Below are 14,627 nucleotides of genomic sequence, written 5' to 3'. Positions count from 1 at the left end.
AATTTATATAATTTACTAATATCATAGACAAATAGGTTATCACATATCTATATTAGAATTGAAAAGATATATTCTACATGATAGGATTAAAGAATAGTAACTATGAAAAATAAACAAACTATATATAAAATAAGATTAGGAGTGATAAACATGAATAAAATGCTTAACTTAAAACGCTGGGCTTTACTTGGGGCTACCACTGATACTACAAGATTTGGATACAAGATTTTTAGAGAACTAGAGGATAGAGGATACACTGTTTATGGAATAAACCCTAAATATGATTCTATAGATGGAATAAAGTTATATAAATCTATAGAAGAGTTACCAGAATTAATAGATGGAATAAATGTAATAGTTAATCCTAAAATTACTTTAGAAGCTCTTCCTAAAATAAAAGCAAAAGGAATCAAAAATGTATGGTTCCAACCAGGTTCTTTTAATGAAGAAGTTATAGAAGAAGCTAAAAAATTAGGTTTTAACATAGAACTAGAAGACTGTATGCATGTAGAATTATTGAAATTATAGTCCTTGTTTCATATAGAAAATGTTAAAAGCAAATGTGTAATCTATGGATTAGAAAGATCTAACTAAGAAATAAACAATAAATAAACTCCAATCTCATTTTTAAATTTGGGTTGGAGTTTATTTATAGGGTAAGACATGGGGGAAGTTCTTATGGGTGAAGCTTTAAATGAAATACTAGATAATATTTCACAAGGAGTTATTGTTATTGATACAGAGGGAATAATAACAACTTACAATAAAAAGGCTAAGGAAATATTTGGAATATTTGAATCTACAAAAATTAGTCATAAGTCAGATAGACTTAAAAAAGATGATTTGGTTTTTATTGTAGATAATAAAGTTGGTGAGGACGATGGGGAACTAGATTATAAGTCATTTGAGAAGATCGGTATCTATGATAAAAACCTTAAAAAGGGAGATTCAATTTTAGCCTTTGGTACATATAAAAGTTCTAATAATGATGTTAATGAGAATTACAAAATTATAGAAGTAAGTGATCAAAGTGGGGAAGTATATCTTGATGGAGTATATAGGGAATTAAAGTATAAGCTAAGTATAGATTATAGTAAAAAAATATTAGAAATAAATATAAATGACACAATATATAGTATGAATTATAGATATGCTGTTGGACATATGGTGATAATTAGAAATAATGAACTAGTATTTTATCAAAGTAAGGGCTATACAGCTAGAAATGAAAGTTTAAGATACATATTAGAAGAGAGAGTTTTTAGAGAAAAAGGTAAGAATGCACAGGCTATAAATCCTATTGGAGATTTCATTTTTAATGTTCATGAAAGAAATAATGAAATGGATAAATTCTATAGGTGTGCTGCTAAAGAAGATAATATAGTAACAAATGAATTTATGAATATTAATGGTATAGCTACATTATCATCAATTATACCGTTATATTCAGAAGAAAATAAAATTGGGGCTATATTAAGAGTTGAAGACATAACAGAATTGAAAGAGGTAATAGAAGAAAGAAATGTTTTACTAAAGAATCTTAAAAAAACAGAAAAATTATTAGAAGATGAAAATATAGCAAGAAGTTTCAAAAAGTTTCAAGGGGTAAGCGCCCATATAAATGATATTAAGAAAATAGCTTATAAATCATCAAAAACAGATTCAACGGTATTAATACTAGGGGAAAGTGGAACGGGCAAAAGTACTTTAGCAGAAGAAATTCATAATATCAGCAATAGGAAAAATAATAAGTTTCTTCACATAAATTGTGCATCTTTACCAGAAAGTCTTTTGGAAAGTGAGCTTTTTGGATATGAAGGTGGATCATTTACTAATTCAAGAAAGTCAGGTAAACCAGGATTATTTGAATTGGCTAATAATGGTACTGTATTTTTAGATGAAATAGGAGAAATGCCATTAAAGATTCAAGGTAAACTACTTAATTTTTTACAAAATAAAACCTTTTATAGAATTGGAGGAATAGAAGAAATTAAGGTAGACACCAGAATTATATGTGCTACAAATAAAAATCTTGAACAATTAATAAAGGAAAAGGAATTTAGAGAAGATTTATATTATAGAATCAATATTATACCTATATACATTGAGCCTCTTAGAAATAGAATTGAAGATATACCCATATTGGTGGACAAGTTAATTAAAAATTTATCTAAGAAATTAAAAAAAGAACCCATTACTATGACTAGAGAAGCAATGAACAAATTAATGTGCTTATCTTGGTTAGGAAATATAAGGGAATTAGAAAATGTTCTCGAGAGAACAATAAGTTTAAATGATTCTAACGTAATTTATTCTAAAGATATATTAGTATACAATACAAAAAATGAAACAAAAGAAATAAATGAAAGTTTAAAAGTTGCTTTAGAAGAAGCAGAAAAGAAAATAATAATTAACTGTTTAAGAGCTTATAAAGGAAATATTAAAGCTTGTTTAAACATATTAGAAGTTGGAAAAACCAGCTTTTATGATAAATTAAAAAAATATAATATCAATATAAATGATTATAGATAAAATTAAATATAAATATTCCGTTAATACGGAATGGCGTTCGTAAAAATGAACTGTTTTAAATTCTTACATATTGAGCAAAATCAAAGTTTTAGAAAACAATATTTAGAATAGTTCGAAAATATGGAAAAACATATAAACTATATTTAAACACTAATAAAAAATGGCTATTTTAAAGGGATTAATTTAGTAAATATCTTTTAAAAATGTGGCATAGATATTGCTTTACTATTAAAGTAAGAAATTTAGTAGGAGGCAATAGATATGTTACAAAATAGCATTAAAGAAGGAAACTTATATTTTTATGGATGTAATGTTCAGGAATTAGCACAAAAGTACGATACACCTTTATATGTAATATCTGAGGATTGCATAAGAAACAAGTGTAAAGAGTTAAAGGAAAGTTTCATAGAAAAGTATCCTAATACTAAGGCATTTTATGCAAGTAAAGCTTTTTTGACTTTAGAAATGTGTAAAATAATGAAGGAAGAAGGCATGGGAATAGATGTAGTATCAGGAGGGGAACTTTTTGTAGCAATTAGAGCTGGCATTGACCCAAAGGACATAATGTTTCATGGTAATAACAAGACAACAGCAGAATTAAAAATGGCAATAGAGTATAGTGTAGGAAGAATAGTGGTTGATAGTTTAGATGAATTACAAGTGCTTGATGACCTTGCCAATGAAGCAAATAAAGTTGTAGATATCTTATTTAGAATAACTCCAAATATAGATTGCAATACTCATAAGTATATAAGTACTGGTCAAAAGGATTCTAAATTTGGTATTCCATTAGATGATGAAATTATAAAGGAAGCTATAACTATAGCAACAACATCAAGAAATATAAATTTCAGAGGGATTCATTTCCATGTAGGTTCACAATTATTTGATAACTCCTCCCATCTGAAAGCTATAGAAAACGCAATTAGATTGATGAAAAAGCTAAAAAATGATTTAGATATAGAAATAGAAGAGTTAAATGTTGGAGGAGGCTTTGGCATAAAATATTTAGAAAGCGATAAGCCAAAATCTCTAAGCTATTTTATTGATGCAATAATGGAAGCAATTAAGAAAAAAACCTATGAAAATGGACTTAAAATGCCTAAGATTTTTATTGAGCCAGGAAGATGGATGGTTGGAGAGGCTGGTATAACTCTTTACACCGTGGGAACTATTAAGGATATTCCAGGAGTAAGAACCTATGTCTCCATAGATGGAGGATTACCAGACAATCCAAGAACCGCATTATATACAGCAAAGTATCAAGCATATTTAGCAAATAAAATGGATAATGAAAGAAATAAAACAGTTACAATAGCTGGAAAATGCTGCGAATCAGGAGATATACTAATATGGGATTTAATGGTGCCTCATTCTATAAAAAGAGGAGATATTCTTTCAGTTATGAGTACAGGTGCATATAATTACTCCATGGCTAGCAATTATAATAAAATTCCGAAGCCTGCTGTAGTGATGATAAAAGATGGACAAGAAAGAATTATTGTAAGACGTGAAAGCTACGAGGATTTAATTTCCATGGATGTAATTTAATAATTCTAGTTTAAATATGGGTGATATGAGATAATAACTACACATTATAAAATTTCGGGGGGATATAACAATGGAAGGATTTTTTAACTCCATAAATAAAATATTTGAGTTTATAGTACCAGTGGCAGACTTTTTATGGGATTTCCCAACTAATTTTCAATGGTATTCTAATATTCCTATAATAGGAAAGTTTTCTTTAGCCATCTTACTTTTAGTAGGATCAGGTATATATTTCACATTTAAAATGGGCTTTGTTCAATGTACTAAGTTTAAAAAAGGGATTAAAATACTTGCAGAGAAGAAATCTCATGAAGCTGGTATTAGTCCTTTAGCATCATTTCTACTAAGTTCAGCCATGAGAATAGGACCTGGGAATATAGTAGGAGTTACAGGAGCAATTAGTGTAGGAGGACCAGGAGCTATATTTTGGATGTGGGTTTCTGCCTTCTTTGGAATGGCTACAGCCTTTGTAGAAGCAGTTTTAGCTCAAATTTTTAAAGAGAAAAAGGACGATGAGTTTGTTGGAGGACTACCTTTTTATGGGATGAAGATTTTAGGTAATAAAAGAGCAATAGGAATAGTACTAGCTGTTTTATTTATTGTATATGCAATGTTCTGTATACCAGCTCAAACCTTTAATATTGTAACTAGTTTAAGTTCAGTAGTAGAAACAATTACAGGAACAGTTTATGAAAGACAATCATTACTATACTATGCAATTACTATATTATTAATAGCTTCAGTTGTAGTTACTGTATTTAAAGGGATAAATGGTGTTACCAAGGTTACAGATAAGTTAGTGCCTATAATGGCTATAATTTATGTAGGAATAACATTAGTAATAATTATATTTAACTTAGATAAAGTACCTGTGTTTTTCACAGCAGTATTTGCAGGGGCATTTAAACCACAAGCCATCTTTGGTGGGGCCTTTGGTGTAGCACTTGCTCAAGGAATAAAAAGAGGTCTTATGTCAAATGAAGCTGGACAAGGTACTATAACTATGGCCGCAGCTACTGCAGATACTGATCATCCAGTAGAACAAGGATTAGTACAAGCTCTAGGAGTATTTTTAGATACTATGGTAATTGCCACAATGACAGGAATAGTTGTAGTTATGGCAAGCCTTTGGGCAGCTGAATCAGGAGTGGCTTGGGAGAGTATAAAAGGTTCTAAGCTAACAGTTTATTTAACCTCTGTACAATACTTAATTCCAGGTACAGCCTTTGACTCAATTGCTACTATAATAATATCTTTATGCTATGGATTATTTGCATTTACAACCTTACTTGGAATGATTCTATTTGCAGAGATATCAGGAAACTTTATATCAAAAAGTAAGAAATGTATTAATACCATAAGAAGTTTAGGTGCCTTTATATTTGTACCTTTTGGTTGTTTAACAGTTTTATCAGGACTAGAACTAGGGAACCTATGGTATATATCTGACTTAGTAAACATACTAGTTGTATATGCCAATGTACCTATATTACTATTAGGATGTAAAATTGTATTTAAAGCTTTAGATAATTATAATAGCACTAAAGGCGCAAAGTTTAACTCTCTAGATATAGGAATTGAAACTCCTTGCTGGGGAAACTATGGAATTGATGATTATAAAGAAGAGAAAGAAGTATCTATGTAAATATTTAAATTATATAAAAAAATAGGATAATAATGTATACTAAAATATTACCCATATGATATAATAAATTATATAAGAAAAAATGGAGGAAATGACTGTGAGATATCTTAATATAAAAAAAGGATATACCCCAATGAGCAGCAGTTCTATGACTAAAACTGCAATATTGAAAACCAAGGGGTTACTGTATCTTTTTTTAAGATGATTTTGCAGGAATAATAGTCCTTCAACTTCAAAAGTAACTCCAAGACTTTATTATAAGATTAAATTCTTAATAATAGAGTCTTTTATTATGCTAATTAACAGAGTTCTTAGCTTCTATGAAGCTTTACTTATAGAAATCATTAGGGGGAGTTACAATGAATAACGTAAAAGAAAGTTTAAATATAAATAAAATTAATAAAGGGAAGAGCGTAGATTACTTAACCAGGATAAAGAAAAATATAAAAATTGATTATATGTATAAGTTTTTATCTTCCATAGATATAAGCTCTGCCATTTGGGTATTATATTTAGCTCATAAAGGCATGTCTCTTATAGAAATAGGACTTTTAGAATCAGTTCACCATATAACCAGTTTAATATGTGAAGTTCCAACAGGAGCCATTGCTGATATTGTTGGAAGAAAGAATACTATAATACTTGGAAGGATAATGTCCGCAATTGGGGCAATCTTAATGCTGTTTTGCAATAGTTTTTTAGGGTTTGCCATTGCCTTTGTAATATCCGCCATATCTTATAATTTAAACTCAGGCTCAGAAGAAGCCTTAGTTTATGACTCCTTAAAGGTTACAGGAGAAGAGGAAAAATATCTAAAGATAAATGGAAATTTAAATTTTATAATTGAAGTAGCCCAAGGAATAGCTGTATTAGTTGGAGGAATATTATCAGATTACTCCTTTACATATAGCTATGGATTAGCAGCCATTGTAAGTATATGTGCACTAGGAATTTCCTTTGGATTTAAAGAACCAGAATTTCATGAAGAGGCAAAGGAAAGAGTTACTATAGTAGGTCATTTTAAAAGCTGTTATGAAGTAATGAAATCTAATAAAAAAATTATACTAATAATGATGTTTTTTGAATTAATATTTATGACCGGCACAACTACTCATTTTTATACTCAACAGTATTTTAGTGAAATGGGATACTCTAGAAGTTTCATAGCAATAATCTATGTAATATCAAGTATAGGCTGTGCAATAGGAGCAAAATTCGCCTATAAAGTAGAAAGAAAATTAAAAAAAGCTATGCTTTATATAGTCCCAATGTTAGGAGGAGTGTGGCTTATAGTTCTTATTAGCAGTAAGAATTTAATTTCTATCATAGGATTTATTATGTTTTCTATAAGTATAAATATCCTATATCCTGTTAGCTCTGACTATATAAATAAGCTTATCCCATCAGCTCAAAGAGCAACCTTAATATCTGTTCAAAGTATATGCTTCAGTATATTTATGATTATGATATTTCCATTATTAGGGGTTATAGGACAAGTAACTTCATTAAGGGTAGCTTTTATAGTACTTGCAGTGATTCTTTTCATAATAAGCTTTGGGAGCAGAAGAGTTTTAAAGGGGAATAATTGTTTCAAAGTTTTGTAAACTGTGATAATATTATCTATATTGGGTGGTGTAGAATAAATATGAAAATTCAAAACAAAAAAACAGGTATAGCAGTGCTTATTTTAATATCAATGGAACAGGCTATTAAAATAGTAATTAATAACAATTTTCTTGACAAAAAATTTCCTATATGGCCTCCTTTATTATACTTTAAGCCTATGTTCAATAGGGACTATTCATGGTTTAATTCTATGTTGCAATTAGGTATCGGTAAATGGATTCATATTTCAATAGTAGCAACTATGAGTATACTAATATATCTGTTTTATAAATATCTAAATAAACAATTTGGACCTAACAAAACTATTAATATTATGTATGCTTTCATATTTTCTGGTGCTATGTGTTCATTAATTGACAAGATTTTTTGGAATGGTAGTTTGGACTACATATTAGTAAATGGTTATTTTACCTTTGACTTAAAAGATGTATATATTAATATTTTTATGGGGTTGCTAATCTTAGCATTGCTCTTTAGAAACAAAGTTTTAAATCAAATTGATGATGATATAGTAAAAGATTTTACTAAATATATTCTACGAAAATTATAACCATATATTTCATCATGAAAAGAACAAGAATTAAAAGTTGCAGTTAAGTAACATTGTTCTAAAATTATTTGCCAACTTCTAAATAAATAATGGAAACAAGAAAAGCCGCATGTGGAATTAATATTCAACATGTGGCTTATTTTTATATGTATGTAGGGTGTACCCGTTCTATTGATAAATTGACACTTCTATCACCATTCTTATTTTTCTTTCCGAATATTTCCACTGCAATTCAATTCCCTATGTAAGTCCCCATAATTAATATATATTATTGTTAGCTTATATAACTAAATTACTTAATTACTTTCACTCTTCTCTTGTTCTGATTCATTAAGTCCTTCATTAAATCCTTCTTTAAATCCATCAATGAATCCGCAACCTACAAGGCTTAAAGCTATAATTGCACATAAAAAAACACTTATTAATCTCTTTTTCATAACATTACCTCCATCTTTACATATACAATTATACCAATGGAGTGATATTATTACAATAATTTGATTAAATCTCCACCCTTGAGCAATATTCCGAAACGGTTGAGCATTAATAATATAAGTGCTTATTCAATATTTATTTAGATTAGCTTTTTTGCGAAGTCCCAATTAGCGAAGCTTTTTAGACAAACGTTGGATCAAATGGATTTTCAGTAAATATTGACTTCAAAATAAGAGAGACGTTGAATGAAAAACTAACTTCCGTTTTAGCGCAAGCTATTGCAACCACAAGAGTAAAGTCAGTTTTAAAGCCTAAATTTGTGGTCAAAAGACCTAAAACAAGCTATAATTTATATAAGATAACCATTTTTTAGGGATTATAAGCAAGCTTAATAAGCCTACGGAAATCAGCTTGCAAAACTAAGTTCCGTTTGCTTCAACTTTGCATGATTAAATTCCGCTGATATTTGCCTTAAATTTTGATATCTTATTTTTTAAAAAGTGCAGGTTTTAGATGTATTTCATCTGCAGCTATATATTTTTTGCTTTATTCGGGGAGGATATTTGATGAAAGAAAGGTTTAAAATAATAAAATATTTTATAATTGCTTTATTAATTTTAATACCAGGAATAAAATTGGTTCTTGATTTACAATTTGGAATTACACTATTGAATGATGACAAAATCATTTATACATACATTGCTATCTATTCTATTTTAGCAATGGTTTTAGTATTTATGATGAAAAAATTTTCTTACATGTTGATAACAGTTATATTTTTGTTCATTTATGTATTTACATTACATATTGGTAATGGTTTAGATGATAGATTTCGTACTTCAGAAGAATATACCTCACCAAATAATGAAAATATATTAATAGTAAATATTCAAACTTCATGGTACCCAAGTGCTAATGTAAGATTTTATAAAAAAGTAGGCTCTTTCTTTAAAAAAACAATTAAGGCACCTAAAATAGAGGGCGAGTTTAATGATGATCACGTTATAAGAATGGACATTTCATGGGAAGATGATAATACTGCGGTAATAAGTGGATTTATTGTTAAAAGAAATAGGCATAAACTTGAAAATATTAAGGAAAATTTTTCAGATAAATGTGACTATAAAATAATAGATAACAATCTGTATTTAAAATTGGAATAATTAAGGAACTCCACAGAAGTTATTCTATGGAGTTCCTTAGTGTTTATATTATTTTCTTTATAGAAGTCTTCTTAATTTACTTATAAAAGTAAATGGTATAAACTGAATTTATTTGAATGTTATAGCTTTATATGATTATATATTTTACTAGTTATATCTTATTTTAGTTAATTATACTCATCATTAAGTGGCTCTGCTGCTTTAGATTCTCTTATACAAACGATATATTGAAAAAAATCTAACATGTTTGCTTCTAGTTCTTCTCCATTATAAGTATAATACATTGGTGTTTCAGAAAAAGGTGAATCCTCACCTGTTAATTTATAAATATTCAAATTGCCTTCTAATAAATCATTAGTTTCCTTAACTTGTGGATAAACAACTGCGAACTTATGTGGGGAATATCTACCATTCCCTGATATATTAATTTTCTCACAATTATCATAGTTATATATTACTGTCAAAAGCTTATCTTTAAATATTGAGTCATCAGAATTTAGATAGGCAGCAAACCACATTTTATCTTTTTCTTTACTTTGAAATGTATGGTTAAGTCCCAATTGTCCATAATACTTTCCCTTAGGCAATTCCTTTTGAAGAATTTTAAAGTTTTCATATATCATTTTATCTCTAGTGTTATCCCAATCAATATGATTATCCTTATGCTTATAAGCTTCTATTCGATTTAATACGTTAAAATTTACAAGGTTAAAACTAGTGAATTTTTCTCCAAGATACTTTCTATATATATCTTCCTTCTTTTCTATATCCTCTTGCAATTCCTTTGAACATTGAGCAGAAGTTTCATCAAATTTATCTGAATCCATAATGGCTAAATCTTTAAATTCACTTTCATCTTCTAAATCTATAGAACTATAGTTTTCTTTTAAATACTCTTGCATGATTTTTTTATTCTCAGGTGATTGTTCTAAAATTTTATCAGAGAATTCAATTGAATGTTCCTCTTTCTATATAATAAGCTATATCAATAGTTCATTTACGTTCATTTGGCAATATTACATTTTGAAAATAATTTATATATTTTACAATTTAAGTTTATTTTATAAATTAGCTATTAAAGTAAGTTTCACTTAAATTTACTTCTAAAAGTCTAAATAATTTTAAAATAAGAAACTTAAGTTAAGATTTAGACTTTTCAAGTATCTTTTATTTAATTAAAAGTTTATTTTGATATACTTTAAAGGTAACCATTTTAATATTTGCTTTCTGTAAGCAAACAAATAAATATGTATAAATTGACAGAAGTTAACGCTATAAATATATTAAATTTGTTATTTAATGAAAAATATAATAATATAGTAAAAAATATACTAAAGTGATTTATTAGAATTGAAGGTGAGATTTTGAAAAATAAACTTATAAAGATTGAATTGAGTAGAGCGATTAAAAGTAAAACTATGGCTCTTGTACTTTTTTTAGGGCTATTAATTACAGTGTCACAAATTTTTACATATGTTATCCCAATAGCCAATTTTAATGAAAGGGTTGTGGTGGATAATTATCCAATGGCGTCCCCAACCACCGTATTTCAGGCGTGGATTGGTAATATTAATATACTTCCACAGAGCTATATATTTTTTGCCTTATTGCCATTGTTAGCGGCAATACCATTTGCAGATACCTTTTTTACTGACAGAAAAAGTGGATATATAAAAAATGTTCTTATTAGAACGAAAAAGAAGGATTATTTTTTAGCAAAATATATAGCTACCTTCATTTCAGGTGGATTAGCTATAACTATACCACTACTTGTTAATTTGATTATTGCAGCTATGTTTTTACCCTCATTTGTACCTCAAGTAACTCAAAGCTTTGCAATAGGACCAACACATTTATGGAGTAAATTATTTTTTACACATCCTTATATATATTTAATTGGATTTTTAATGATAGATTTTATTTTTAGTGGATTGATAGCTACTATTGGGTTATCAGTGAGTTTCTTCATTGAATATAGGTTCATGGCGTTAATTACACCATTTATAGTATATATATTTGTTTACACAGTACTAGGTTCTTTTAATTTAGCTAAATATATTCCCTTCTATTTTTTGCAGCCAGGATTTGAAGTATGTAATGGATATGTAGTTTTAGGAGAAATTATTGGATTATCAATCATTACATTTGGTATGTTTTTCTTCAAGGGAGTGAAAGATGATATATACTAATTTAAAAAATTGGACAAAAGAGTTTTTAAGAAATATAAAATGTAACTATCTAATAATCATAGGATATATGATTATTTTAGCTATTATAATTTTATTTCATATTAGAAGTGGAGTGTTTACTCATAATGTTCAAAGTGTGGCAGATGCATTTATATACGTATCAGCATATTGGTTTTTTGGAATTGAAATTATGATTTTAGCAAATTTTATGCTTTTTAACATTATTAAAGATGACCTAAGGATAAATAGTATTATAAAACAAAAAAGTAGGACTTTATTATGGATAAAGCAGGTATATAAGATAAGCTTATTATCTATATTTTCTTCAATATGGATTTCCCTTTGCACTTATTTCTTTGAGGGATTAATGACTACACACTTTATAAACTGGAATAATGTGAATAGTATTTACTTTAAAATAAATAAAACTGTATGTAGCTCTATAAGTTTAAACTATGTAATTACAATGTTTTTATTATGTTCCTTTATCAGAATTATTCTAATATTAACTATTTCATTATTAATATATTGGATAACAAATAAGAAGATTATAAGCTGGTTGTTTGTTGTAACCTTGGGATTTTTAGAAATTTCAGTACCAATTGTATGTAAAGTGATAAATATTGATTACACAGCAATTAATAGCATCTATAAATTAATTATTGGGTTTTCATATGGCATAGTTCTTATATTAATAGCAATAATATTAGGAGTTATTCTGGGAAAAAGAAAGGAATTTTATTATGAATAATATAAAATTTGGTGATGAAAAGAAAAAAGGAAGTTTCTTTTTACAGATTAAACATGATTTTTATAAAGGTACTATAGAGGGATGGAAAAGATATGCAATAGCTCTATGTATATTTGTATTTTTATGTTTTGTATTTCAAATAAGAGCTGAAAAAATTATACAATTTAATAAGATTAGTAAAGAAATTTCTTTTTCAGATTTTATATTATTTATGTTTAGAGGAATGAATGTTTTTGATGGAAATGCAGTTGAACTACAAGATAAGCTGCCTCAATGGTTTTTAGTAAATATATATTTAAGCATTATCATTGGATATTTTCCATTGAAGGATTTAAGTGAATCAGGAATTCAGGTATTAATTAGAACTAAAAGCAGAGTTTCATGGTGGCTTTCTAAGTGTCTATGGGTCATATATAATGTTCTAATCTATTATACGATTTCTATCATTGTCATAACAGTTTTTTCACTTTTCCACGGAGGATTATCACTGGAACTATCAAAGGAGCTAAATCTGATATTATCAAATCTAGACATTTCAAAGTTTAATTTTAAAGGAATACTCGTAGTCGGAATAATACTTCCACTTATTACATCCATTACTTTTTCATTAATACAATTATTAATTTCACTCTTTACTAATTCAATTATAAGTAACATGTTTATCATTACTGTTTTAACTCTAACACCTTTTTATTGTAATTCATTTTTTATAGGTAATTATTTAATGATATTACGTAGTAATTTAAACATTGGAGACAGTGGAGTAAGTATAGTATATGGAATAGTTATATGTGTAGTATTATCAATAGCGACCATATTTATAGGAGCAAATAAAATTAAAAGGTATGATATTTTAGAAAAGTAATTATTTAAATGAGAAAATAAGGAGCATGAATATGGAGATAGAAGTAAGAAACTTAACAAAAAGAATTTCAGGAAATTTAATTCTTGATAATATAAATATAAAAATGACCAATGGTAAAATATATGGATTAAAAGGAAAAAATGGTTCAGGGAAAACTATGTTAATGCGAGCTATTTGTGGTCTTATTTTACCAACTGAAGGTGAAGTTATAATTGATGGACAAGTTCTTGGAAAGGATATTTCTTTTCCAAACAGTTTGGGAGCCTTAATTGAAAGTCCAGGTTTTATTTCTAATTATTCCGGATTTAAAAATCTTAAAATATTATCAGAAATACAAGGTAAGATAGATGATAATAAAATTAATGAAGTATTAACTATGGTTGGACTTGATCCAAAGGAAAAAAAGAAGTTTAAAAAGTATTCATTAGGTATGAAACAAAAACTAGGAATAGCAGCTGCAATAATGGAAGAGCCTGAGATAATTATTCTAGATGAACCAACTAATGCCCTTGATGAAAGTAGTGTAATATCTTTAAGAAAAACATTACAAAAATATCGTGATGCAGGAGCATTAATAATTATTTCATGTCATGATAGTGAGGAACTAGAATTTTTATCTGATGAAATTTTCTTTATGGAAAATGGAAGGTTAAAACCATATAATAAACGCCAAAAGGAAGGTGATAGTTATGAAGAAGAAAAGTAAAGTAATATCACTGGCTATTATTTTTATTTTAGTTATAGTAATTGGACTAAGATATAATTACATAAACAATAAGTATCCTCAGGCACCTGTAGAAGCTTATAACCTAGGGGATACCTTTGAATATAGAGGAATTACAGTAAAGGTAGAAAAAGCTAAGTTTATATCTGACAATGAAATAAAAAATATGAATCTAGAAGAATCTACTTTTTTTGAGAATGATGAAAGAAAAGCTATTGTAGCAACAGTTAACTTCAAGAATACAAGTAGTAAAGAGCAAAGCATAGAATGTGATTTTTTTGAAGCGGAATCTATTGATTGGCATAATGGTTTAAATTATGAAATGTTTATTACAATTAATGGAGAAGAGGCAAGTCCAAGCTTAACTTTAGCCCCAAATGAAGAAATCACATTAGATTTACCCTATGAAATGTTTGATTTTCAATATGATAAAAGTAGTTGGAAAAGAATTGAGGAAGTAAAATTTCGTTTAACATTAGATATATATCCAATAAAAAAGTATGTTAAACTTGAGATTTAATAATATATAAGCTCTAAGTAGTTATTGTTAAAGTTAATAACAAAAAAACTAGGGGAGTTATCTTTGTAAATACTTT

General features: G+C 27.7%; 14 protein-coding genes. 12 read left to right on the top strand and 2 right to left on the bottom strand.

The genetic code is table 11. The features are described 5' to 3' along the window. Positions 1 to 150: 150 nt before the first annotated feature. The 6 genes from B2S02_RS08995 to B2S02_RS08970 all read left to right on the top strand — a co-directional run bounded on the left by B2S02_RS08995 (position 151) and on the right by B2S02_RS08970 (position 7,904). The gene (locus B2S02_RS08995; protein WP_051823942.1) at positions 151 to 528 is read left to right on the top strand and encodes a CoA-binding protein; all 378 of its coding nucleotides are present in this window, start codon (positions 151 to 153) and stop codon (positions 526 to 528) included. Positions 529 to 678: 150 nt separating this feature from the next. Beyond that, positions 679 to 2,532 (top strand): sigma 54-interacting transcriptional regulator, encoded by a 1,854-nt coding sequence (locus tag B2S02_RS08990; protein ID WP_346920596.1) that lies wholly within the window; start codon positions 679 to 681, stop codon positions 2,530 to 2,532. 261 nt (positions 2,533 to 2,793) lie between these two features. Continuing rightward, positions 2,794 to 4,083 carry a diaminopimelate decarboxylase gene (gene lysA / locus B2S02_RS08985; RefSeq protein WP_346878083.1) on the top strand — a complete coding sequence of 430 codons (1,290 nt, stop codon included), beginning with the start codon at positions 2,794 to 2,796 and terminating at the stop codon, positions 4,081 to 4,083. Between the two features lie 70 nt (positions 4,084 to 4,153). Beyond that, positions 4,154 to 5,728 carry an amino acid carrier protein gene (locus B2S02_RS08980; RefSeq protein WP_346920595.1) on the top strand — a complete coding sequence of 525 codons (1,575 nt, stop codon included), beginning with the start codon at positions 4,154 to 4,156 and terminating at the stop codon, positions 5,726 to 5,728. Between the two features lie 359 nt (positions 5,729 to 6,087). Continuing rightward, entirely contained in the window at positions 6,088 to 7,332 is a 1,245-nt protein-coding gene (locus B2S02_RS08975) for an MFS transporter (RefSeq protein ID WP_346891668.1), read from the top strand. A gap of 41 nt (positions 7,333 to 7,373) precedes the next feature. Then, complete coding sequence (locus tag B2S02_RS08970; RefSeq protein WP_346920594.1) at positions 7,374 to 7,904, top strand: signal peptidase II; 531 nt, start codon at positions 7,374 to 7,376, stop codon at positions 7,902 to 7,904. A gap of 296 nt (positions 7,905 to 8,200) precedes the next feature. Here the strand turns inward: B2S02_RS08970 and B2S02_RS08965 are convergent, their stop codons facing one another. Further along, a complete protein-coding gene (locus B2S02_RS08965) occupies positions 8,201 to 8,341 on the bottom strand; it encodes a hypothetical protein (protein ID WP_346877643.1) in 141 nt (46 codons plus the stop codon). 564 nt (positions 8,342 to 8,905) lie between these two features. Here B2S02_RS08965 and B2S02_RS08960 point away from each other — a divergent pair. Continuing rightward, a complete protein-coding gene (locus B2S02_RS08960; protein ID WP_346920593.1) occupies positions 8,906 to 9,502 on the top strand; it encodes a hypothetical protein in 597 nt (198 codons plus the stop codon). Positions 9,503 to 9,669: 167 nt separating this feature from the next. Here the strand turns inward: B2S02_RS08960 and B2S02_RS08955 are convergent, their stop codons facing one another. After that, the gene (locus tag B2S02_RS08955) at positions 9,670 to 10,404 is read right to left on the bottom strand and encodes a hypothetical protein (RefSeq protein ID WP_346920592.1); all 735 of its coding nucleotides are present in this window, start codon (positions 10,402 to 10,404) and stop codon (positions 9,670 to 9,672) included. A 462-nt stretch (positions 10,405 to 10,866) separates the two neighbouring features. Between B2S02_RS08955 and B2S02_RS08950 the strand changes: the two genes are divergently transcribed. From B2S02_RS08950 to B2S02_RS08930, 5 genes are read left to right on the top strand one after another with little or no spacing between them, the layout of a single operon-like run. Beyond that, a complete protein-coding gene (locus B2S02_RS08950) occupies positions 10,867 to 11,691 on the top strand; it encodes a hypothetical protein (RefSeq protein ID WP_346847103.1) in 825 nt (274 codons plus the stop codon). Further along, entirely contained in the window at positions 11,678 to 12,442 is a 765-nt protein-coding gene (locus tag B2S02_RS08945; RefSeq protein ID WP_346920591.1) for a hypothetical protein, read from the top strand. Before B2S02_RS08950 ends, B2S02_RS08945 begins: the two co-directional genes overlap by 14 nt. Beyond that, entirely contained in the window at positions 12,435 to 13,307 is an 873-nt protein-coding gene (locus B2S02_RS08940; protein WP_346920590.1) for a hypothetical protein, read from the top strand. The genes B2S02_RS08945 and B2S02_RS08940 overlap by 8 nt, the downstream gene beginning before the upstream one ends. 31 nt (positions 13,308 to 13,338) lie before the next feature. Next, positions 13,339 to 14,013, top strand: coding sequence for an ATP-binding cassette domain-containing protein (locus tag B2S02_RS08935; protein ID WP_346847106.1), 675 nt, complete (start codon positions 13,339 to 13,341; stop codon positions 14,011 to 14,013). After that, positions 13,997 to 14,551 (top strand): hypothetical protein, encoded by a 555-nt coding sequence (locus tag B2S02_RS08930; RefSeq protein ID WP_346877647.1) that lies wholly within the window; start codon positions 13,997 to 13,999, stop codon positions 14,549 to 14,551. The genes B2S02_RS08935 and B2S02_RS08930 overlap by 17 nt, the downstream gene beginning before the upstream one ends. The last annotated feature ends 76 nt before the right edge of the window (positions 14,552 to 14,627 follow it).

Source organism: Clostridium sp. UBA7339 (assembly GCF_002470865.1).
Lineage (GTDB): Bacteria > Bacillota > Clostridia > Clostridiales > Clostridiaceae > Clostridium_J > Clostridium_J sulfidigenes.
The sequence above is the reverse complement of the archived record's forward strand: the minus strand, read 5'-3'. Positions and strand labels throughout refer to the sequence as shown.

Excerpts from the sequence above, each read along its gene's own strand:
- B2S02_RS08995 (WP_051823942.1), top strand. The coding sequence starts at position 151 with ATGAATAAAATGCTTAACTTAAAACGCTGGGCTTTACTTGGGGCTACC.
- B2S02_RS08935 (WP_346847106.1), top strand. The coding sequence starts at position 13,339 with ATGGAGATAGAAGTAAGAAACTTAACAAAAAGAATTTCAGGAAATTTA.
- B2S02_RS08940 (WP_346920590.1), top strand. The coding sequence starts at position 12,435 with ATGAATAATATAAAATTTGGTGATGAAAAGAAAAAAGGAAGTTTCTTT.
- B2S02_RS08980 (WP_346920595.1), top strand. The coding sequence starts at position 4,154 with ATGGAAGGATTTTTTAACTCCATAAATAAAATATTTGAGTTTATAGTA.
- B2S02_RS08970 (WP_346920594.1), top strand. The coding sequence starts at position 7,374 with ATGAAAATTCAAAACAAAAAAACAGGTATAGCAGTGCTTATTTTAATA.
- B2S02_RS08990 (WP_346920596.1), top strand. The coding sequence starts at position 679 with ATGGGTGAAGCTTTAAATGAAATACTAGATAATATTTCACAAGGAGTT.
- B2S02_RS08945 (WP_346920591.1), top strand. The coding sequence starts at position 11,678 with ATGATATATACTAATTTAAAAAATTGGACAAAAGAGTTTTTAAGAAAT.
- B2S02_RS08955 (WP_346920592.1), bottom strand. The coding sequence starts at position 10,404 with ATGCAAGAGTATTTAAAAGAAAACTATAGTTCTATAGATTTAGAAGAT.
- B2S02_RS08930 (WP_346877647.1), top strand. The coding sequence starts at position 13,997 with ATGAAGAAGAAAAGTAAAGTAATATCACTGGCTATTATTTTTATTTTA.
- B2S02_RS08965 (WP_346877643.1), bottom strand. The coding sequence starts at position 8,341 with ATGAAAAAGAGATTAATAAGTGTTTTTTTATGTGCAATTATAGCTTTA.
- B2S02_RS08960 (WP_346920593.1), top strand. The coding sequence starts at position 8,906 with ATGAAAGAAAGGTTTAAAATAATAAAATATTTTATAATTGCTTTATTA.
- lysA (WP_346878083.1), top strand. The coding sequence starts at position 2,794 with ATGTTACAAAATAGCATTAAAGAAGGAAACTTATATTTTTATGGATGT.
- B2S02_RS08975 (WP_346891668.1), top strand. The coding sequence starts at position 6,088 with ATGAATAACGTAAAAGAAAGTTTAAATATAAATAAAATTAATAAAGGG.